Genomic DNA, 20,818 nt, shown 5'->3' with positions numbered 1-20,818 from the left:
GCGTCAACCGCATCCGCGACGTCAACCGCTGCGGCCCCACACCCCCCGACCCGGCACCCACCGCCCCCTCAACCACACCATCAACAACAGACATGAGATTCCCTTCGAGAAGCTTCGACCGAAGGAATCCTGCGACCGGGGCCGGCACCTACCCAGTCCCCAAAAACGACTCGTCGGCCGCTGACAGGGCGCGCGTTGGGTGGTCATATCGTGACCACCCAGCACGGGAAGCACCCGGGTGCCGCCTCCGTTGGACGAGAGGCACGGTCCACGTCACGGATCCACTGGAAGGGCACCCCATGCCTGACTTCTCCGAGCTGAGCGACTTCCTGCGCAGCCGCCGAGCCGCCCTGACGCCCGAGGAGATCGGCCTTCCGCAGCTGGCGGAACGACGCCGTGTGCCCGGACTGCGACGCGAGGAGGTGGCCCTCGCGGCCGGCCTGAGCGTCACCCACTACACCCGGCTCGAACAGGGCCGTACCAACCAGGTCTCCGACTCCGTCCTCGAGGCGATCGCCCGCACCCTGCGCCTGACCCCGGACGAGTACACCCACCTCATGGATCTCGCCCGGCCGGAAACGGTCACCTCCCGGCGTGCCCAGTCCCCGCGCACCCCCTGTGCCGACCACGGTGTCCGCCAGCTCATCGACACCTTCACCGACACCCCCGCCCTGGTCCTGGACCGGCGCAACGACGTCCTCGCCTGGAACGCCATGGGCCATCTCCTGCTGGCCATGCACCTGGACTTCGACGCGCCCGACAACCCGGCGGACCGGCCGAACCTGACCCGGATGCTCTTCCTGGACGAGCGCAACCGCGACCTGTACCCGCGCTGGAACGACGAGGCCCAGCTCGCGGTGGCCTCGCTGCGGCTCGTCGCCGGCCGCTATCCCCACGACAAGCAGCTGGCCGAACTGGTCGGCGAACTCATCATGAACAGCGAGGACTTCGCCAAACGCTGGGCCCGCCACCCGGTGCGGACCTGCGTCGCGGGAACGAAGGAGATCGACCACCCCCTCGTCGGTTCGATGGAGCTCTCCTTCCAGAGCCTGCTGGTTCCCGGGGCGGCCGGGCAGCGCATGATCGCCTACACCGCCCGGGTCGGTACGAGTTCGGAGGCGGCCCTGCGGCTGCTCGCCTCGACTCTGCGCGTGCCGAACACGGGCATCGCGTCGGCGGTCGACTGAGAGCCTGTGTCATATCCCCGGCCGGGCGCGCGACGCCTGGCACGCACTCCCCCACTGCCTTAAGGGCGTGGGGGGACCCCCAGCCGCGTTGCCGAACCACCCACGTGGCTCCGCCCCCATCGAGGGCGCTCCGGCGCCTTGCGATCGCACGCACCAGACGCCGCGCGCTGATCCAGCCGGAGATATGACACAGGCTCTGACGCCCCGGCACGGCGCGGCAGGTGCCGGACACGACGCCGGCAACTTGCCGAAGACGCCCGCAGTCCGCATCGACTCCTCAGGCCACCGGGTTCCGCCGGGCTAACGTCACTGCGCGGTGTCACCCCGCCCGTCCGACGGCCATCCCCCTCCGTCGGCGGGCGGGTTGCACCGGTCGCTCCCGGCCGGCCCCGCGCGCCTTCCACACCGCGCGGCCGGGCCGCCCACCACCGCCAGTTCGCGCATCGACCCGGTGCGCCGAGGTCGAGGAGAACGTATGCCACCGGCGCTTCTGGCCCTCGCCATGGGTGCATTCGGCATCGGAACCACGGAGTTCGTGGCCACCGGCATCCTGCCGCAGGTCGCGGACACCTACGACGTGTCGATCCCGTCGGCCGGCTACCTGGTCACCTGCTACGCCGTCGGCGTGGTCGTCGGCGCCCCCGTCATGACCCTGCTGGGCACCAGGATGTCCAGGAAGACGATGCTCGCGCTGCTCATGGGCGTCTTCGTGGCCGGCAACGCGCTCTGCGCGGCCGCGCCGAACTTCACGGTCCTTCTCGCCGGCCGGGTCCTCGCCTCCTTCGCCCACGGCGCCTTCTTTGGCATCGGATCGGTCGTGGCGGCGGACCTCGTGGCGCCGCACCGTCGCGCCTCGGCCATCTCCATGATGTTCACCGGGCTCACGGTCGCCAACGTCGCCGGGGTCCCCCTGGGAACGCTGGTCGGACAGACGGCCGGCTGGCGGGTCACCTTCGTCCTCATCACCCTCCTCGGGATCCTGGGCATCGCCGGAGTCCTCGGCTTCGTCCCCGCCGATCCCCGCCCCGAAGCGGTCAGCGTCCTCGGGGAGATAGCCGCGCTGCGCAACCCGCAGGTCGTCCTCGCGATGCTCATGACCATCCTGGGATTCGGCGGGGTGTTCGCCGCCCTCACCTACATCGCGCCGATCCTGACCGAAGTGGCGCTCTTCCCCGAGTCCTCGGTCGCCTGGATCCTCGTCGTCTTCGGATGCGGGCTCGTGCTCGGCAACATCGTCGGCGGCAGGCTCGCCGACAAACGGCTCATGCCGATGCTCTGCACCTCGCTGGCCCTGCTCTGTGCGACGCTGCTGGGCCTCTGCTTCGCCGCCTCCCACCAGGCCGCCGCGGTGATCCTGACGTTCCTGATCGGAGTGTTCGGGTTCGCGACCGTCCCGCCGCTGCAGAAGCGCGTGCTGGACAACGCGGCAGCGGCACCGACACTGGCGTCCTCCCTCAACATCGGCGCCTTCAACCTCGGCAACGCCATCGCCGCCTGGCTGGGCGGACTCACCATCACCGCAGGGTTCGGGTACGCGTCCGCCGGCGCGGTCGGAGCGGTCATGGCCGCGGCCGCGCTGCTCACCGCGGCCGTGTCGAACCGCCTCGAGACGAAGCGGAACCGCAGCACGCCCTTGCCGGACCAGCAGCCCGGGCCCGCCCGCACCGAAGGAACCCTCGACCATGTTTCGTGAAGCGACCGGTCCCCTGGTCCTCGACGCCTTCTCCCGGATCGCCTCGACCGTGGCCGTGGTCAGCACCGCACACGGCGGCTCCCTGCACGCGATGACGGTCACCTCGTTCGCGACCCTCTCGATGGCCCCGCCGCGGCTCCTCGTCTGCGTGTCGAAGACGGCCCGCACCCACGCCGCCCTCATGGCCCAGCGTGCGTTCGCGGTGAACCTGCTCGCCGAACACCAGGAGGGCCTGGCGCGCACCTTCGCCACCTCCGGACCGGCGAAACACACGATCGGCGGTCTCCGGCTGCTCGACGGCGGTGTCCCCGTCGTCCCGGACGCGGCGGCCAGCCTGATCTGCCACCGGGAGAGGATCCACGACGAGGGCGATCACGACATCGTCATCGCCCGTGTCGCGGCAGTGAGCGTCTCCTGCTCCCCGCCGCTGCTCCACCACCGCCGTACCTTCACGTCGGTCGGCGTCCCCACGGATCGCATGGCCGAAGGGGCCGCCCCGGCGTGAGCCGACGGATCCGAGCCGGCCGTCCGCTCAGGACAGCGCCACCCGGGTGAAGCGGGAGGCGGTGTGCAGGTCCGTCTGGATGCGGTCGGCCGTTCGGCGGAGGGCGGGCAGCAGGTCGTGGACGCAGTCCTCCAGGGTGCGGCGGGCCGGGTGGGTGGCCACGCAGGCCGCGGCGACCGTCCGGCCCGCCCGGTCCCGTACCGGTACGGCGACCGACCGCAGCCCCGACTCCAGCTCCTCGTCCACCAGGGCGTAGCCCTGCGCGCGGACCTCGGCGAGAGCGGGAGGCAGTGGACCGTCGGTGTCAGCGAGGAGCACACGGCCCAGGGACGTCGAGGCGGCCGGCAGCCGCGCGCCCACCGTGATGTCCACGGTCAGCACCCGGCTCGCGTCCGCCCCGGCCGTGTACTGGATCTCCGTCTCCGTGCCCGGCGCGAGCACCGCCAGGGCCGTCGGCTCGTGCAACCGGTCGGTGAGGGCCCGCAGATGGGGCTCGGCGAGGCGGGGGAGCGTGGTGCGGGACAGCGGCGGGAAGCCCAGGTCCAGCACGCGGGGCGTGAGGGTGAAGGTGCGGTCGGGACCCGCGGCGACCAGGCCCAGGTGCTCGTAGGTGATCAGGGCCCGGCGGGCCGTGGCGCGGGCCAGGCCGGTCGCCCGGGCCACGTCGCTCAGGGACAGCGCCGAGCGGCCCTCGCCGAACGCGGTCAGCACGGTCAGGCCCCGGGCCAGGGACTCGACGAACTCCCGGCCCAGCTCGTGCTTGGACGCCGACGTCCAGGTCGCCAGGCCCGAGGGCGCCGGGCCGGGCCGAGGCGGTGTCGCCTTGCCGAGCTCGGCCTCCATCGCCGCCACCGCCGTACGCAGCCGGGGGAGCAGGGAGGTGCGCAGGCCGGTCGCCGAGTGGCGGCTGGTGTGGCTGACCACGCTGGCCACGCAGGCCAGGCGGCCGGTGTCCGGGTCCCGTACCGGCACGGCCACCGCGACCAGGCCCGGCTCGATCAACTGGTCGTCCAGTGCCCAGCCGTCCCGGCGGGCCCGTTCCACGCGCTGGACGAAGTCGTCCGCGGCGGTTGCGGACCGGGGCGGTACGGCCGGGAAGGAGGCGTCCTCGGGGTCCGCGGCCCGCCGGCCCCGCCACCGCTGCCACTCCGCCTCCGTCCACGCGGTCGCGAACAGCGGTCCGGGCGCGGTGCGTTCGGCCGGGAGCAGGTCGCCGATGCGGAAGCTCACGGACATCGCCCGCCGCCGGGTGGCCTGGTGGATGAAGCGGATGCCGTCGAGGTCGGCGACCGCGAGCGAGACGGACTCGTCGAGCTCGTCGGCGAGGGCGTCGGCGCGCGCGTCGAGCAGCGCGGGCAGGCGCAGGGCGGCCAGGTAGGCGTTGCCCAGCTCCATCACGCGGGGGGCGAGGACGACATCCCGACCGTCGAGGCGGACGTACCCCATGCGGGCCAGGGTGGCGGTGATCCGGTCGACCGTGGACCGGGCGAGCCCGGTGGCCCGCTCCAGCGCGCTCGGGCTCAGCGTGCCGCCGGCCTCGGTCAGCCGCCGCAGGACGGCTATCCCGCGGATCAGCGGCGCGACCACCTCGGCCGGCGGCCCGGCCTCGGCACGGGCCTCGGCGTCAAGTGCGGTGTTCGAGGGCATCGACTCTCCGTTACGGCATCCGGGCACGCCTACGGTAAACCCGCCGGTCCGGCGCCCGGTCCGCCCCCGGCCCACCGCCCGTCCGGTGCCCGGTCCGCCCCCGGCCCACCGTCCGTCCCCGGCTAGGTCCTTGTCACCCGCACCTTGTACTCCCCGCCGTCCGCCTCCGTCACCCGGACCGTGATGCCATGGCGTGGGTCCTTGAAGGTCTCGCCGGAGGTGAAGGGGGCGTCGGAGAGTTCCGCGTGGACGTTGGGGTTGTGGGTGCAGCCGCCGGTGCCCCGGTGGGCGTCGTAGACCTTGATCGGGCCGCGTCCGGTGTCCACCGTGGCGTCGACCTTGTAGATGAGGATGCCCGGCTTGCACACCGCCTCGTCGTTGCCGCCCGGTGCGCGCAGCTCCAGCGCGTACGCGGTGCGCGCGTCTATCGGTACGAGGACCAGCTTCCCGCCGCCCTCCTTGTACAGCGGGGTCAGCGTGTACTCGACGCTGCCCCGGGCCGCCGCGCAGCCGACCTGGGCGGTGTCCAGCCAGCCCAGCTTCCACTTGTGCCAGCCGAGCAGGTCGTTGTTGGCCCCCCAGTCCTCGCTCATGATGTCCCAGTGCCCGACCGCGCTCCCGCCGTCCTGGGTGTAGAGGTCGGGCAGGCCGAAGGTGTGGCCGTTCTCGTGCGGCAGCACGCGGTAGCCGGTGCTGGAGTAGGAGCCCGAGCCGTCGTCCTGGCGGGAGTAGACGAAGGACGCGTTGGCGATGGGCACGCCGTCGGCGACCGGGGCGTCGGGGTTGCCGGCGAAGGTCACGGACAGCACCGTGTCCAGGGCGGAGGGGCCGGCGTTCGGGGTGATCAGCACGTTCAGCAGGTCGTACGAGCGGAAGTCCACCTGGGGGTCGGCGGCGGCCACGATGTCCTGCACCAGCTGCCGGTAGCCGGGGTCGAAGGGGGCGCCGCGCTCTATGCCGTACGCCTTGAAGGACTTCGGCATCCGCAGCCAGGTGGTGACGGGCGTCTCGGGGTGGTAGTCGAGACGGCCGTACGACGCCCTGTGGAACCACTCCTGGGTCTGCGGGAAGAACTCGTGGAAGCGGTCGAGTGCGCTGCCCTGTCCGGGCGCGTCGGAGAAGTCGACCATCAGGGTCAGGGCATGGACCGTGCCGGTGGAGCGGGAGTATCCGGTCGGGGTGGGGATGCCCTCGGTCATCTGTACGTCCGGGCCGCCGCGGATCATGCAGGCGGAGAGGGCGGGGGAGCGGGCCAGGCCTGTGGGCCCTGCGGTGGTGGGCGCCGGCAGCTGTCCGGTCCCGGCCGAGGTGCTGACCGCGAGGGTCAGGACGGTCACCACGGCAAGGGCGGCCACCCGGCGCGGGCGTATGCGGCGGCGGGGCGAGTGCGGCTGCATGCATGGACCTTCCGCTCCACGGCAGCCGCCGGTCTCCGGCTGCACCCTTTCGCTCACCCTGTGTCGGCGGGGTGGGGGGCGCGCGTTGGAAGAGACCGATGGTGGGACATTTCGTAGCGAGCGGGTATGAAGTGTTCCTGTCGGGTGTGAGTGCACCGGGAAGCCGCCCGCCGGGCGGGGATGCCCGCCCGCCAAGTGTGGGCCGCGTCACACGAATTCCTTCCGGTGCCGGGAAATAACCGGGGAACCTCTCCCCGTTTAGAACGGTGTCCGACCGAAACGGGGACTCGCTCCCCGGATCGCCCACCGACTCAGATCGCCCTCACCGACACAGGGAGTACGCCGTGCAGACCGCCACCCTCACGCGGAAGGCGCCCCGGCCCCGGGCCGACGCCCTGCGCAACCGGGAGCGGATCGTCACCACCGCCCGGGAGATGTTCGTCGAGCACGGCCCGGACGTGCCGTTCGACGAGATCGCCCGCCGGGCCGGCGTCGGCAACGCCACGGTGTACCGCAACTTCCCGGACCGCGACGCCCTCGTCCGTGAGGTCGTCTGCTCCGTCATGGACCGTACGGCCGAAGCGGCCGAGCAGGCCCTCGCGGAGACCGGGGACGCCTTCGCCGCCCTGGAGCACTTCGTGCACACCGCCGCCGACGAACGGATCAGCGCGCTGTGCCCGATGATCTCCAGCACCTTCGACCAGAACCACCCCGACCTGGTGGCGTCCCGGGAACGGGTCGAGCACCTGGTCGAGGAGGTCATGGGCCGGGCCGAGGATGCCGGTCAGCTCCGTCCTGACGTGGGCGTCGGTGACCTGCTGCTCGTCGTGTCCCAGCTCAGCCGGCCGCCGGTCGGTGTCGACTGCCTGAGCGGCGACCGCTTCGTCCACCGCCATCTGCAGCTGTTCCTGGACGGACTGCGGGCCCCGGCCCGCTCCACCCTGCCGGGCGCGGCCGTGACCATCGAGGAGCTGCGCCGGCCCTGAGCGATGAGTTCGGGCCACCAAACCGGTCTCCCACCCAGCAGCACCCGGCCGTCGGCAACGATGAGCCGTCCTTCCGGCCCGCCCCACAGTTCACCGTTTTCTGATCATTTTTCCGTCACGAAGTCCCGAAGTGGGTACCCCCATGTCCGAAACAGCCCTCAAGGCTCCCGGCGCCGCCGCACCGAGCGGTGACGCCAACCGCTGGAAGGCGCTCGTCTTCATCGCGCTCGCCCAGCTGATGGTCGTCCTCGACGCCACCATCGTGAACATCGCCCTGCCCTCCGCCCAGACCGACCTCGGCATATCCGACGGCAACCGGCAGTGGGTCGTCACCGCCTACGCCCTCGCCTTCGGCGGTCTGCTGCTCTTCGGCGGCCGCGTCGCCGACCTGTGGGGCCGCAAGCGCGCCTTCGTCCTCGGCCTCGCCGGCTTCGCCGCCGCCTCCGCGCTCGGCGGTGCCGCCACCACCGGCGCGATGATGTTCGGCGCCCGCGCCCTCCAGGGCGTCTTCGGCGCCCTGCTCGCCCCGGCCGCGCTGTCCCTGCTCGCCGTGATGTTCACGGACGCCAAGGAGCGGGCCAAGGCGTTCGGCATCTACGGCGCCATCGCCGGCGGCGGCGGTGCCGTCGGCCTGATCCTCGGCGGCTTCCTCACCGAGTACCTGGACTGGCGCTGGACCTTCTTCGTGAACGTCCCGTTCGCCGTCGTCGCCGCGCTCGGTGCCTGGTTCGTCATCCGTGAGCCGGAGGGCGGCCGCAACCGCTCCCCGCTCGACATCCCCGGCGTGATCCTGTCCACCCTCGGCCTGGTCGCGCTCGTCTACGGCTTCACCCGCGCCGAGTCCGACGGCTGGGGCGACACCGTGACCGTCTCGATGTTCGTCGGGTCCGCGGTGCTGCTCCTCGCGTTCGTGCTGGTCGAGTCCAGGGTGAAGGCCCCGCTGCTGCCGCTGCGCGTGGTCACCGACCGCAACCGCGGCGGGATCTACCTCTCCCTCGGCCTCGCCATCATCGGCATGTTCGGCCTGTTCCTCTTCCTGACCTACTACCTGCAGGTCGTGAAGGGCTACTCCCCGGTCAAGACCGGTTTCGCGTTCCTGCCGATGATCGCGGGCATGATCACCGGCTCCACCCAGATCGGCACCCGGCTGATGACCCGCGTCCCGGCCCGGCTGCTGATGGGCCCCGGCTTCCTGGTCGCCGGCGTCGGCATGCTGCTGCTGACCCAGCTGGAGGTCGGCTCCTCGTACGCCGCCCTGCTGCTGCCCGCGATGCTGCTGCTCGGTCTCGGCATGGGTACGGCGTTCATGCCGGCGATGTCCCTGGCCACCGCGGGTGTGGAGCCCCGGGACGCCGGTGTCGCCTCCGCGATGGTCAACACCTCGCAGCAGGTGGGCGGCGCGATCGGCACCGCCCTGCTGAACACGATCGCCTCCTCCGCGACGACGTCGTACGTCAAGGACCACATCGCCGGTGCGGCCTCCAAGCCGCAGGCGCAGCTGGTCCAGCTGCAGGGCCTGGTGCACGGCTACACCGCGGCCATCTGGTTCGCCGTCGGCATCCTGGGCCTCGCCGCGCTGATCGCCTTCACCTTCGTCAACGCCGGCCGCCCGGACACCACCACCAAGGTGGCCTCGGGCGAGGGTGTCGAGGACGAGGTGCCGGTGCCGGTGGTCGCCCACTGACGGTGACCCCTTAGCGGAGCCAGGGCAGGTCCGCACCCGCTTCGTTGGGCTGAAGGCCCTCGGTGACGATCTCCATGATCTCGCCGAGGGTCTTCTGCTGTTCCGGGGTCAGCCGGTCGAACAGCGCCTGCCGTACGGCGGTCACATGGCCCGGCGCGGTCCGGCGCAGCACCTCGGCGCCCTCGTCGGTGAGCACCGCGAACTGGCCGCGCTTGTCGGAGGGGCAGTCCTCGCGGCGGACCCACCCGTTCTTCTCCAGGCGCGCGATCGCGTGCGACAGCCGGGAGCGGGTGATCTTCGACTTCATCGCCAGCTCGGTCATCCGCAGCCGGCGGCGCGGGGCCTCGGCGAGGCCGACGAGCAGGCCGTAGTAGATGTGCGGCATGCCCGCGTCGCGCTGCAGCTGCCGGTCGAGGTGGTCCTCGAGCAGGGTGGTGGCATGCAGATAGGCGCGCCAGACGCGCTGCTCCTCGTCGGTGAGCCAGCGGTGCCGGCCGGCGGAGTCCGTTGCCGTGTTCATGTATCCCACTGTACGGGCCATCTCCTTGAAACTTGAACAAGTCGGGCGTAGTCTGTGTCGCAGGAAAGCTTGAGAGTTAAAGCAACCATGGGGAGCTACCGTCATGTCCGCCGCCACTCAGGAGCGCATGCCCGCCCTGTACCTCAGTCACGGCGCCCCGCCGCTCGCCGACGACCCGATCTGGCCCGGACAGCTCGCCGCCTGGTCCGCCGACCTGCCCCGCCCCAAGGCGATCCTCATGGTCTCCGCCCACTGGGAGGAGGCCCCCCTCGCCCTCGGTGCCACCGAGACCGTCCCGCTCGTCTACGACTTCTGGGGCTTCCCCGAGCACTACTACCAGGTCCGGTACGCCGCCCCCGGCGCGCCCGAGCTGGCCGAGTCCGTGCGCAAGCTGCTGCGCGCCCCCGGCACCCCCGTCCAGGACATCCCCGACCGCGGCCTCGACCACGGCGCCTACGTCCCCCTGGTCGAGATGTTCCCGGCCGCCGACATCCCCGTCCTGCAGATCTCCCTGCCCACCCTGGACCCGGTCCGCCTGATGGACATCGGCCGCACGCTCGCCCCGCTGCGCGACGAGGGCGTGCTGATCGTCGGCTCCGGCTTCTTCACCCACAACCTGGCCGCGCTGCGCCACGCCGGTGGCGTGCCCAGCTGGTCCTCCGAGTTCGACGACTGGGGCCGGCGCGCCCTGGAGGCCCGCGACTGGGACGCCCTGCTGGACTTCGTCCACAAGGCCCCGGCCGGCCGCTACGCCCACCCGCGCACCGAACACTTCGCCCCGCTCTTCGTCACCATGGGCGCGGCCGAGGCGGGTGGCGAGCTGGATGCGCAGAAGTCCGTGATCGACGGATTCTGGATGGGCATGGCGAAGCGGTCGGTGCAGTTCGGCTGAGCGGTGCGGCCGATCCCTTTCGGACGGGTCACAGCTCCTTCTCGTACCAGGCCACGTCCCAGTAGCGGCCGAACTTGCGCCCGACCTCGCGGTAGGTGCCGACGTGCCGGAAGCCGAAGCGGGCGTGCAGCCGCTCGGAGGCCTCGTTGGGCTGGGCGATGCCGGCGTAGGCGCGGTGCACGTCCTCGTCGGCGAGGGCCTTGAACAGGGCGTCGTAGAGGAGGGTGCCGATCCCGCTGCGGCCGGCGTCCGGGGCGACGTACACCGAAGTCTCCACGGATGTCGCGTACGCGGGCTTCAGCCGGTAAGGGCTGGATGTGACGTACCCCAGAATCTGCTGAGAGTCGGTTCCTGTGGCAACCATCAGGCGGTATGGGCCGTCTTCCGGGTGGGAGAGCAGCCAAGGGCGGCGCTCTTCCGCAGTGAAGACCGCCGTATCGAAGGTGATGGTTGTCTCACGTACGTAGTGGTTGTAGAGGGCCGTGAGGGCATCGAGATCCGCCTCGACTCCCGGCCTGACCTGCACCTCTGTATGCGCGGACGACATCAGGCCTCCCATGTGGCGGACAGGGTACTGCATGATCAGAAAAATAGGGGAGCGGGTTGGGAATTCTGTCCGGATTCCAGTCGTTGTTTCCCACGGATGCAGGGCACTCCAGGAGAGTCCCCAGAGACAGTCCCCTTCAGTGCCGAGCGTTCGTTAGGACCACCCGCCAGCCCACCATCGCAAGGGAGCACGCATGGCAACCCGTGCCGTCGCCCGTCGTCAGTCCGCCACCGGCGAGACGGCCGACTCGGCAAGCAGTGTTCGCGCCCATGGCGGCGAGATCGCCGACCGCGATCTGGTCGGTATGTACCTCGACGAGATCGCGCGTACGCCGCTGCTCGACGCGGCCAAGGAGGTCGAGCTGTCCCAGACCATCGAGGCGGGTGTGTTCGCGCGGCAGGTCCTCGACGGCGAGGAGGAATCCACGACGGACGCCTCCCGCGAGGAGCTGGAAGCCCTGGTCGCCGCCGGTGACCGGGCCAAGGACGTCTTCATCCGCTCCAACCTCCGCCTGGTCGTGGCGGTGGCCCGGCGCTATCCGCGCAGCGGCCTGCCGCTCCTCGACCTGATCCAGGAGGGCAACGCCGGCCTGGTGCGCGCCGTCGAGAAGTTCGACTACCGCAAGGGCTTCAAGTTCTCGACGTACGCCACCTGGTGGATCCGTCAGGCCATCACCCGCTCCATCGCCGACCAGTCCCGCACGATCCGGCTCCCCGTCCACCTGGTGGAGGAGCTGGGCCGCATCCGCCGCGTGCAGCGCGAGTTCAACCGCGAGCACGGTCGCGAGCCGGAGCCCGCGGAGATCGCCGCCGATCTGGGCTCGACGCCCGAGCGCGTGATCGATGTGCTCGACTGGTCCCGCGACCCGGTCTCGCTCAACATGGCGGTGGACGACGAGGGTGAGACGCAGTTCGGCGACCTCTTGGAGGACACGTCGGCGGTGTCGCCGGAGCAGTCGGTGCTGACCCTGCTCCGCAGCGAGGAGCTGGACGACCTGATCGGCCGCCTGGACCAGCGCACGGCCTCCATCATCAAGATGCGGTACGGCATCGAGGACGGCCGCGAGCGCACCCTGACGGAGGTCGGCAAGGAGCACGGCCTGACGCGTGAGCGCATCCGGCAGATCGAGAAGCACGCGCTGCTCGAACTGAAGAAGCTGGCGCGGCAGACCGGCTTCGACGCGGCGGCGTAACCGGACCGGAAGAGACCGGCCGGACCCGAGCGGCCGGCACGGACCAGACCGGCACGGACCGGCGTACGACCGCGCGAAGCCGCGTGGCGAAAGACGGCGCAAACATGGCGCGCTACCGTCGCTTCAACTCCGGGACCCAAGGGAACAACCCTTCAGGGCCCAGGAGTTGGAGCCCCGGCCCGCACTCCCAGCCGTCGTACACACCCCGCGCCTGCACTGTGAGCCAGGTTCCGACGCTATCCCCCCCGGCGTCGGGACCTTCCCAGAGCCGGGCTTCGGCGCCTATCCCCCCCGGGCGCCGGGGCCCGGCTTTTTTGCTGCCGACCTGCCGACCTGCCGACCTGTCGGCCGGAGTGAGTGAGCGTTCGGTGGACGCGCTGGAGCGGCGGGCCACCCCGTACCTGAACCCCGGGGTGGCCCGCCGGATGGCAGATTCTGCCACATCGGCATAGCCTGCCGAGGTGAGCACCCCCAGCACCACCGGCAACGCCGCCCACCAGCGAGTTTCCGCCTCCTCCCCGGCGTCCCTCACCGAGCGCCGCAAGGCGGAGACCCGCATGGAGATCGCCCGCGCGGCAGCCGCCCTGTTCGTCCGCCAGGGCCTGCGCGCCACCCGCGCCGAGGACATCGCCCAGGCGGCGGGCATCGCCCCGCGCACGTTCTACCGCTACTTCGCCTCCAAGGAGGAGGCGGTGGCTCCCCTCTACGCGGCCGGCGCCCAGCGCTGGACCCAGGCGGTCCGCGAGGCCCCGCCCGGCCTCTCCGTCCCGGAGGCGCTGAGCCACGCGGTGCACCACACCCTCACCCCGGGCGCCGGCGTCTCGGCCTCCTCCTGGGAATGGGTCCGCACGCTGATCCACCTGGCCGAGGCGAGCCCCGCCCTGCGCAAGGTCTGGGCGGAGGTCTGCCAGGCCTCGGAGGGAGAGCTGGCTCAGGTCCTGGCCGAACGCCTGGCGCAGTCCGCAGGGACGGCAACACCGGCCGCTCCCGAGGACGACGTTGCCCGTCGGCCACCCATCCCGCCACACCTCCGCTTCGCAGCGGCGGTGGCCGGCGCCGCCATCCGCACAGCCGTCGAATCCTGGGCCACCACCACCTCCCCGCCCGTGGGCCCAGGCGGCCCAGCAGCCCTGGCCCTGCACAACCTGGAGGCACTGCGGGGCTTCGAGTGGGGCTGACGCACCACCCACCCCCGCCCGGCCTCGGCACGGGGCGCCGGAAACCCGCCCCCGCCTACACCCCCCGCAGCCCCGCCCGACTCAACCGCCCACCCAACTCCCGTACACACTCCACCAACTCACCCGGCCCCCGGACCTCGAACTCGCACCCCACCATCGCCAATCGCACCGCCAGCCACTCCACCGGCTCCCCGCTGCTGCCCCGCATCACGCACCCACCCTCCCCGTCCGCCTCCGGCACCCCCACCCACCCGGGCACCCGCGAGGACACCGCCTCCACGGACCCGGCGAACCGCACCTCGAACTCGTACGTCTCCTGTCGCCGCCGCCGAATCGACCGCCGCAGATACTCCGCCGCACTCCCCGCGGGCACCTCCCGCGGGGCGAACCGCACGCCGGTCGCGAACGGCTCCCGTACCCGGTCCACCCGGAACGTCCGCCAGTCCTCGCGCCCGAGGTCATACGCGACGAGGTACCACCGCTGCCCCGTCGACACGAGCTGATACGGCTCGGTCAGCCGCCGCGACTCGCCCCCCTCCCTGTCGCGGTAGGCGAACCGCAGCCGCTCCCGCCCGGCCACCGTCGACGCCATCACGGTCAGCGTCTCGGGCGCGATGCTCGCCCCGTCCCCGTGGGTCAGCTGTGTCGTCGCGGCCTGAAGCGTCGACACCCGGTGCCGCAACCGCGCCGGCAGCACCTGCTCCAGCTTCGCCAGCGCCCGCACCGACGCCTCGTCCACGCCCTCCACCGCGTGCCCGGCCCCGGCCCGCAGCCCGACCGCGATCGCCACCGCCTCCTCGTCGTCGAGCACCAGCGGCGGCATGGCCTTTCCCGCGACAAGGCGGTAGCCGCCGTCAGCACCTTTGCTGGCCTGCACGGGATAGCCCAGCTCCCGCAGCCGGTCGATGTCCCGCCGCACGGTACGGCGGGACACCCCGAGCCGCTCGGCCAGCTCGCCGCCGGGCCACTCGCGCGGAGTCTGGAGGAGGGAGAGCAGCTGAAGAAGCCGAGCCGGAGTGTCCGTCATCATACTCCGAGCATGCCGCACATCTAGGACATGATCTGACCTAATGCGGACCTAGCGTGGACGCATGACCTTCACGGAACAGACCCTCCGCGCTCAGCAGACCCCAGGTGACCGCCGCAGATGGTTCGCGCTCGCGATCGTGATGACCGCGGCCTTCATGGACCTCGTCGACGTCACGATCGTCAACATCGCGATCCCCTCGATCCAGCAGGACGCGGGCGCCTCCTTCAGCCAGATCCAGTGGATAACGGCGGGCTACGCCCTCGCCTTCGCCGCCGGGCTGATCACCGGCGGCCGCCTCGGCGACATCCACGGCCGCCGCCGGCTGTTCCTCATCGGCGTCGGCGGTTTCACCCTGGCCTCCGCCCTGTGCGGCTTCGCCGCGAACCCGGAGATGCTGGTCGCCTCCCGCATCCTGCAGGGCGGCATGGCGGCGATGATGGTCCCGCAGGTCCTGTCGATCGTGCACGCCACCTTCCCCGCCCACGAGCGCGGCAAGGTCTTCGGCCTCTTCGGCGCGGTCGTCGGCCTGGGCGCGGTCTCCGGCCCGCTGCTCGGCGCCCTGCTGACGGAGTGGAACCTGTTCGGGCTCGAGTGGCGCCCGATCTTCCTGATCAACCTCCCCGTCGGCGTCGCCGCCTTCCTCCTCGGCCGCCGCTACATCACCGAGTCCCGCGCGCCGAAGGCGCTGAAGCTGGACCTCGTCGGCGTCGCCCTGGTGACGCTGGGCCTGCTGATGCTGCTCTACCCGCTCACCCGCGGCCGCGAGCTGGGCTGGCCGCTGTGGGGGTACGCCTCGATGGCCGGCGCGCTCGTCGTCTTCGCGGCGCTGGTGACGTACGAGCGGCGCAAGGCGGTCCGGGACGGCTCCCCGCTGATCGAGCTGTCGCTGTTCCGCGTGAAGAGCTTCGCCGCCGGCATCGCCGTACAGACCGTCTTCGGTGTCGCACTCGGCATCTTCTTCCTGGTCTGGACGCTGTACATGCAGGTGGGGCTGGGCTGGAGCCCGCTGCGGGCCGGTCTGACGGGCGTGCCGTTCTCCCTCGCGGTCTCGACGGCGGCCGGCATGTCGGTGCAGAAGCTGGTCCCGCGCTTCGGCCGCAAGGTGCTCCAGGACGGCGCGCTGCTGATGGTCGCGGGCGTCCTCCTCTACATCTGGGAGTCGCACCGGTACGGCCTCGCCATCGCCTCCTGGCAGATGGCCCTCCCGCTGGTCGTGATGGGGGTCGGCATGGGCCTGATCGTCGCCCCGCTGACGGACATGGTGCTCTCGGAGGTGCCCCAGGAGCACGCCGGCTCGGCGTCCGGCCTGATCAACACCGTGCAGCAGATGGGCAACGCGCTCGGCCTCGGGCTGGTCTCGGTGGTGTTCTTCGGTGTGATCGGCGACCGGCTGACCCCCGCCCAGGTGGGTCCCGCCTTCGTGCACGGCTTCCAGCACGCCCTGTGGTGGGTGGCCGGTGTGATGGGCGTGATCTTCCTGCTGATGTCGGCCCTGCCGAAGCGTCCGGCCCAGCACGTGGAGGGCGCGGCCGACGCTCCGGTGGTGGAGAAGGAACCCGCGCTGGTGTCCTGACCAGGCACGACGCGGGGCCCGGTACCGACCAGGTACCGGGCCTTTCTGCCGTCCGGACGGAACCGGAAGTCCGTTCATGCCCGGTTGCGATCCGAACCTGTTTACTTTCCGGAAATCCGGGCGTACTCTCGCCGTGAAACCACACGTTCGGGCATGAGTCGGAGGCGAACGGACATGTACGCACCGGAGCGGCAGCAGGAGATCCTCCGGATCGCCCGGGATGGCGGCCGGGTGGACGTGCTGTCGCTGGCCGAGGAGTTCCAGGTCACTGCGGAAACGATTCGTCGGGATCTGAAGGCCCTCGACCGGGCCGGCCTCGTCCGCCGGGTGCACGGCGGTGCCATCCCGGTCGGCCGCCTCGACTTCGAGCCGGACCTCACCGAGCGCGAGTCCACCGCGGCCGACGAGAAGGACCGCATCGCCAAGGCAGCCCTCGCCGAACTGCCCACCGAGGGCACGATGATCCTCGATGCCGGTACGACGGTGGCCCGGATGGCCGCCGCCGTCCCGCTGGAGGCCTCCCTCACCGTCGTCACGCACAGCCTGCCGATCGCCGCCCGCCTCGCCGACCACCCGGGCATCCAGCTCCACCTGGTCGGCGGGCGCGTACGGCACCGCACGCGCGCCGCCGTGGACGCCTGGGCGCTGCGCGCGTACGGCGAGATCCGCGCCGACGTCCTGTTCGTCGCCGCCAACGGCTTCTCCGCCGAGCACGGTCTGACCACCCCCGACCTCGCCGAGGCCGCGGTCAAGCGCGCGGCCGTCGCCGCCGCCCGCCGCGTCGTCCTCCTCGCCGACTCCTCCAAGCACGGCCAGGAGCACTTCGCCCGCTTCGGCGACCTGAGCGATGTGGACCTGCTGATCACCGACAGCGGGCTGAGCCCCGAAGACGCCGCCGCCATCGAGCGCGGCGGCACGGAAGTAGTGCGCGCATGATCCTCACCGTCACCCCCAACCCGTCCCTCGACCGCACCTACGAGGTCCCCTCCCTGGAGCGCGGCGAGGTCATCCGCGCTACCGGCGAGCGCATGGACCCCGGCGGCAAGGGTGTGAACGTCTCGCGCGCCGTCGCGGCCGCCGGACGGCGCACGGTCGCCGTTCTGCCCCTGGGTGGTGCGCCGGGGGCGCTCGTCGCCGAACTGCTCGACGCGCAGGGCATCGAGGTCGCGCCGGTCCCGGTCGCCGGCGCCACCCGCTCCAACATCGCGCTTGCGGAGGCGGACGGCGTGCTCACGAAGATCAACGCGCCGGGCCCCGAACTGTCGCCGGAGGAGCAGGAGTTGCTCCTGGAGACGGTGCGCGCGCAGTCGCGCGACGCGGACTGGATCGCGTGCTGCGGGAGCCTGCCCCGGGGGCTCGCGCCCTCGTGGTACGCCGACGTCGTCACGCGGGCGCATGCCGGGGGTGCGCGCATCGCCCTGGACACCTCGGGGCGCGCGCTGCTGGAGGCGCTGCGCGCGCGGCCCGACGTGGTGAAGCCGAACGCCGAGGAGCTCGCGGAAGCCGTCGGGCGCCCCCTGGCGACCGTGGGCGACGCAGTGAAGGCGGCCGAGGAGTTGCGCGAGATGGGCGCACGCGCCGTGCTCGCGAGCCTGGGCGCCGACGGGCAGCTGCTCGTGGACGACGCGGGCGCCTGGTTCGGCAGCGCGCGCGTGGACACCGTACGCAGCAACGTGGGCGCCGGCGACTCCTCCCTCGCCGGTTTCCTGATCGCCGGCGGCAGCGGCCCCAAGGCCCTCGCCTCCGCCGTCGCCCACGGCGCCGCCGCCGTCCAGCTCCCCGGCAGCGTGATGCCGACCCCCGCCGATCTGGACCCGACGGCGGTGACGGTCACGGCCGACGTCCCGGTCGACCGCGAACTGACGGAGCCGGTGTCATGAACTCCCTCGCGCTGCGTGGTACGCGCCCCGGAACCCGGCATCTGGGCGCACGCCCCGTGCCCACACGCCCGAACGCACCCACCCGACCGGCCCCCGAGCGGCGAGGCTCCCCGTTACTCGCCGCGTCCGCGGGCCGGCAGGGCGCCCCGAGCCGCTCTGCCGCCCCCAGGAGGCGGGGTCTCCCCGGCCCCGCCTCCGCCCACCCCGCTGCCTCCCCCCACAGCACCCCCGTCCCCACCCCCGCCCACCCCACTCCCCGGGCGATACGCGTGCATTGGAGCCCGCGATGAGCGACATGATCACCGCGGACCTGGTCGACCTCGACCTGTCCGCCGACACCAAGGAAGCGGCGGCGCGCGCCCTCGCCGAGCGCATGGTGGCCCTGGGCCGGGTGACCGACCTGGAGGGCTTCCTCGCCGACGTGGCCGCCCGTGAGGCCCAGATGCCGACCGGCCTCGACGGCGGCATCGGCATCCCGCACTGCCGCAGCGCCCACGTCACCGAGCCGACGCTCGCCTTCGGCCGCAGCACCGCCGGCATCGACTTCGGCGCCGCGGACGGCCCCGCCGACCTGATCTTCCTGATCGCGGCCCCGTCCGGCGCCGACGACGCCCACCTCACGATCCTCTCCTCCCTGGCCCGGCAGCTGATGAACACCGAGTTCACGGACGCGCTGCGGTCGGCGGGCGACGCGGGGACGGCGGCGGCGCTGATCCGCGGGGAGGAGGCGCCGGCGGCGCAGGGCGCAGCGGACGCTGGGGAGGGCGCGCGCGGCGCGGCGAGCGCCGGAGCAGCCGCCAATGCCCGGGGCGTGCAGGGCGCTTCGAGCGCCGTTGAGGGCGTCGTGAGCGCCTCCGAAGACTCCGCTGCGGCGCCGGTGGCGGCCTCCGCCGGCGCCGCAGCGGACAGTACGGCCCCGGCACCGGGTGCGACCGTCACGGACGGGTCCGCCCCGGCGCCGGGCGCCACAGCCGGCTCCGGCGAACGCCCCTTCCGGATCGTCGCCGTCACCTCCTGCCCGACCGGCATCGCCCACACCTACATGGCGGCCGAGTCGCTGGAGAACGCGGGCCGTGAGGCGGGCGTCGAGGTGATCGTCGAGACACAGGGCTCGGCCGGCTTCACCCGGCTCGACCCGGCGGTGATCGCGGCGGCGGACGGCGTGATCTTCGCGCACGACATCCCCGTACGCGACAAGGACCGCTTCGCGGGCAAGCCGACGGTGGACGTCGGTGTGAAGGTGGGCATCAACCGCCCCGCCGAGCTGATCTCCGAGGTGCGCGGCAAGGCCGAGCGCGGCGAGGTCACCGCGGCCGCCGCTCCGGGGACGCCGGTAGAGCGGGCCGGCGACTCCACCGAGGGTTACGCCACCAAGCTCCGCAAGTGGCTGATGTCCGGCGTGAGTTACATGGTCCCCTTCGTCGCGGCGGGCGGTCTGCTGATCGCCCTCGGGTTCGCGATCGGCGGCTGGAGGGTCAACAAGGCGCCCTCGGTCATGGAGCACTTCGTGTGGACCCAGACGGGCAGCTGGGGCGCTCTGCTGTTCCAGATCGGCGTGGTCTCCTTCGGCTTCCTCGTCCCGGTCCTGGCCGGCTACATCGCCTACGGCATGGCGGACCGCCCCGGTCTCGTCCCCGGCTTCGTCGGCGGCGCGATCGCCCTCACCATCAACGCGGGCTTCCTCGGCGGTTTGGCGGCCGGTCTGATCGCCGGTGGTGTGGTGATGGCGATCCAGAAGGTCGACATCCCGGCGGCGTTGCGCGGCATCATGCCGGTGGTGGTGATCCCGCTGATCTCCTCGGCGATCGTCGGGTTCCTGATGTTCGTCGTGATCGGCAAGCCCATCGCCTCGGCCCAGAAGGGCCTGACCGACTGGCTCAACGGTCTCACCGGCACCAATGCCATCCTGCTCGGCGCCCTGCTCGGCCTGATGATGTGCTTCGACCTGGGCGGCCCGGTCAACAAGGTCGCCTACACCTTCGCGACGGCCGGCATCGCGGTCGCCAACCCGAGCGACTCCGCGATGAAGATCATGGCCGCGGTGATGGCGGCCGGCATGGTCCCGCCGCTGGCGATGGCCCTGGCGACGACGGTCCGCGGCAGGCTCTTCACCCAGACCGAGCGCGAGAACGGCAAGGCCGCCTGGGTGCTGGGCGCCTCCTTCATCTCCGAGGGCGCGATCCCGTTCGCCGCGGCGGACCCGCTGCGGGTCATCCCGTCCTCCATGGTGGGCGGCGCGATCACCGGCGCCCTCTCGATGGGCTTCGGCGCCACCCTCCGCGCCCCGCACGGCGGCATCTTCGTGGTCCCGCTGATCGGCAACCCGTTCCCCTACCTGATCGCCATCGCGGTCGGCGTGTGCGTCACCGCGGCCCTGGTCGTCGTCCTCAAGGGCATGCGCAAGCAGGCCCCGGAGACCACGGTCACCGACCCCACCGCGAACGCGGCCACCGGGACGAAGGAGACGAAGCAGCCGGTGGCCGCCTGACGGCCACCACCCCCTCTTGTCCCTTTGATGAGCTGTGAGTTGTTCACGGCACCTGCGAGATACATCACGGTCCGGGGCCAAAGTCCCGGACCGTGATGTCTACTGGAGCGCATGCCTGAGCACGTCTCGACCCTTCAGCTGATCGGCATGGCCGCCCTCACCGTGGCGGGCCTCGCCTGGGCCGTCGTCGTGACGCGCGTGCTGCGCCGCTCCCGCGTCGAGGCCGCCGAATGGCACGCCACCGCTGCTCTGCCCGCCCTCCCGCACCAGCCCCAGGTCGGCCCCCCACAGGAGTCCGTCGAACTGACCCCGGCGGAACAGGACGCCTTCGCGGGCCTCGTACGACGACTCGGCGACCACTGACGGGCGGGGGCGCCGACGCCTTCGCCCGGATCCAGGGCCGGTTGCGAAAGTCCCGC

The 20,818-nt window shown here is 72.0% G+C and carries 18 protein-coding genes; 13 read left to right on the top strand and 5 right to left on the bottom strand.

The genetic code is table 11. The features are described 5' to 3' along the window. Positions 1-299: 299 nt before the first annotated feature. The 3 genes from ACZ5DS_RS42200 to ACZ5DS_RS42190 all read left to right on the top strand — a co-directional run bounded on the left by ACZ5DS_RS42200 (position 300) and on the right by ACZ5DS_RS42190 (position 3,385). Positions 300-1,187 (top strand): helix-turn-helix domain-containing protein, encoded by an 888-nt coding sequence (locus ACZ5DS_RS42200; RefSeq protein WP_468249729.1) that lies wholly within the window; start codon positions 300-302, stop codon positions 1,185-1,187. Between the two features lie 475 nt (positions 1,188-1,662). Beyond that, a complete protein-coding gene (locus ACZ5DS_RS42195; RefSeq protein ID WP_468249727.1) occupies positions 1,663-2,880 on the top strand; it encodes an MFS transporter in 1,218 nt (405 codons plus the stop codon). Beyond that, on the top strand, positions 2,870-3,385 hold the full coding sequence (locus tag ACZ5DS_RS42190; protein WP_468249726.1) for a flavin reductase family protein: 516 nt from the start codon (positions 2,870-2,872) through the stop codon (positions 3,383-3,385). The genes ACZ5DS_RS42195 and ACZ5DS_RS42190 overlap by 11 nt, the downstream gene beginning before the upstream one ends. A gap of 27 nt (positions 3,386-3,412) precedes the next feature. Here ACZ5DS_RS42190 and ACZ5DS_RS42185 read toward each other — a convergent pair whose 3' ends face one another. Together ACZ5DS_RS42185 and ACZ5DS_RS42180 are read right to left on the bottom strand one after the other, a co-directional pair. Then, a complete protein-coding gene (locus ACZ5DS_RS42185) occupies positions 3,413-5,032 on the bottom strand; it encodes an IclR family transcriptional regulator domain-containing protein (RefSeq protein WP_468249724.1) in 1,620 nt (539 codons plus the stop codon). 122 nt (positions 5,033-5,154) lie between these two features. Beyond that, a complete protein-coding gene (locus ACZ5DS_RS42180; protein WP_468249722.1) occupies positions 5,155-6,429 on the bottom strand; it encodes a M6 family metalloprotease domain-containing protein in 1,275 nt (424 codons plus the stop codon). A gap of 344 nt (positions 6,430-6,773) precedes the next feature. On the opposite strand from ACZ5DS_RS42180, the gene ACZ5DS_RS42175 reads away from it, so the two are divergent. Both ACZ5DS_RS42175 and ACZ5DS_RS42170 read left to right on the top strand, forming a co-directional pair. Further along, positions 6,774-7,415, top strand: a complete 642-nt coding sequence (locus ACZ5DS_RS42175) for a TetR/AcrR family transcriptional regulator (RefSeq protein WP_468249720.1) — start codon at positions 6,774-6,776, stop codon at positions 7,413-7,415. 142 nt (positions 7,416-7,557) lie between these two features. Next, positions 7,558-9,099: an MFS transporter gene (locus ACZ5DS_RS42170; protein ID WP_468249717.1), complete on the top strand. Its 1,542-nt coding sequence runs from the start codon at positions 7,558-7,560 to the stop codon at positions 9,097-9,099. Between the two features lie 10 nt (positions 9,100-9,109). On the opposite strand, the gene ACZ5DS_RS42165 is transcribed toward ACZ5DS_RS42170, so the two are convergent. Further along, positions 9,110-9,619: a MarR family winged helix-turn-helix transcriptional regulator gene (locus ACZ5DS_RS42165; protein WP_468249716.1), complete on the bottom strand. Its 510-nt coding sequence runs from the start codon at positions 9,617-9,619 to the stop codon at positions 9,110-9,112. Positions 9,620-9,722: 103 nt separating this feature from the next. Between ACZ5DS_RS42165 and ACZ5DS_RS42160 the strand changes: the two genes are divergently transcribed. Further along, positions 9,723-10,511, top strand: a complete 789-nt coding sequence (locus ACZ5DS_RS42160) for a dioxygenase family protein (protein WP_468249714.1) — start codon at positions 9,723-9,725, stop codon at positions 10,509-10,511. A 28-nt stretch (positions 10,512-10,539) separates the two neighbouring features. Here ACZ5DS_RS42160 and ACZ5DS_RS42155 read toward each other — a convergent pair whose 3' ends face one another. Beyond that, positions 10,540-11,058, bottom strand: coding sequence for a GNAT family N-acetyltransferase (locus ACZ5DS_RS42155; protein ID WP_468249734.1), 519 nt, complete (start codon positions 11,056-11,058; stop codon positions 10,540-10,542). A 193-nt stretch (positions 11,059-11,251) separates the two neighbouring features. Between ACZ5DS_RS42155 and ACZ5DS_RS42150 the strand changes: the two genes are divergently transcribed. Continuing rightward, complete coding sequence (locus tag ACZ5DS_RS42150) at positions 11,252-12,250, top strand: sigma-70 family RNA polymerase sigma factor (protein WP_468249711.1); 999 nt, start codon at positions 11,252-11,254, stop codon at positions 12,248-12,250. A gap of 557 nt (positions 12,251-12,807) precedes the next feature. Further along, positions 12,808-13,428 carry a TetR/AcrR family transcriptional regulator gene (locus tag ACZ5DS_RS42145; RefSeq protein ID WP_468249732.1) on the top strand — a complete coding sequence of 207 codons (621 nt, stop codon included), beginning with the start codon at positions 12,808-12,810 and terminating at the stop codon, positions 13,426-13,428. Positions 13,429-13,483: 55 nt separating this feature from the next. Here the strand turns inward: ACZ5DS_RS42145 and ACZ5DS_RS42140 are convergent, their stop codons facing one another. Continuing rightward, positions 13,484-14,458 carry a helix-turn-helix transcriptional regulator gene (locus ACZ5DS_RS42140; RefSeq protein WP_468249709.1) on the bottom strand — a complete coding sequence of 325 codons (975 nt, stop codon included), beginning with the start codon at positions 14,456-14,458 and terminating at the stop codon, positions 13,484-13,486. A 61-nt stretch (positions 14,459-14,519) separates the two neighbouring features. On the opposite strand from ACZ5DS_RS42140, the gene ACZ5DS_RS42135 reads away from it, so the two are divergent. From ACZ5DS_RS42135 to ACZ5DS_RS42115, 5 genes are all read left to right on the top strand, one after another. Further along, the gene (locus ACZ5DS_RS42135) at positions 14,520-16,031 is read left to right on the top strand and encodes an MFS transporter (protein WP_468249707.1); all 1,512 of its coding nucleotides are present in this window, start codon (positions 14,520-14,522) and stop codon (positions 16,029-16,031) included. Between the two features lie 174 nt (positions 16,032-16,205). Further along, the gene (locus tag ACZ5DS_RS42130) at positions 16,206-16,967 is read left to right on the top strand and encodes a DeoR/GlpR family DNA-binding transcription regulator (RefSeq protein ID WP_468249705.1); all 762 of its coding nucleotides are present in this window, start codon (positions 16,206-16,208) and stop codon (positions 16,965-16,967) included. After that, positions 16,964-17,911: a 1-phosphofructokinase gene (gene pfkB / locus ACZ5DS_RS42125; RefSeq protein WP_468249704.1), complete on the top strand. Its 948-nt coding sequence runs from the start codon at positions 16,964-16,966 to the stop codon at positions 17,909-17,911. Before ACZ5DS_RS42130 ends, pfkB begins: the two co-directional genes overlap by 4 nt. A 286-nt stretch (positions 17,912-18,197) precedes the next feature. After that, on the top strand, positions 18,198-20,399 hold the full coding sequence (locus tag ACZ5DS_RS42120; protein WP_468249702.1) for a PTS fructose transporter subunit IIABC: 2,202 nt from the start codon (positions 18,198-18,200) through the stop codon (positions 20,397-20,399). Positions 20,400-20,510: 111 nt separating this feature from the next. Then, complete coding sequence (locus ACZ5DS_RS42115; protein ID WP_468249699.1) at positions 20,511-20,762, top strand: hypothetical protein; 252 nt, start codon at positions 20,511-20,513, stop codon at positions 20,760-20,762. The last annotated feature ends 56 nt before the right edge of the window (positions 20,763-20,818 follow it).

The sequence above is a fragment of the Streptomyces sp. NPDC031100 genome (assembly GCF_055570785.1).
The sequence above is the reverse complement of the archived record's forward strand: the minus strand, read 5'-3'. Positions and strand labels throughout refer to the sequence as shown.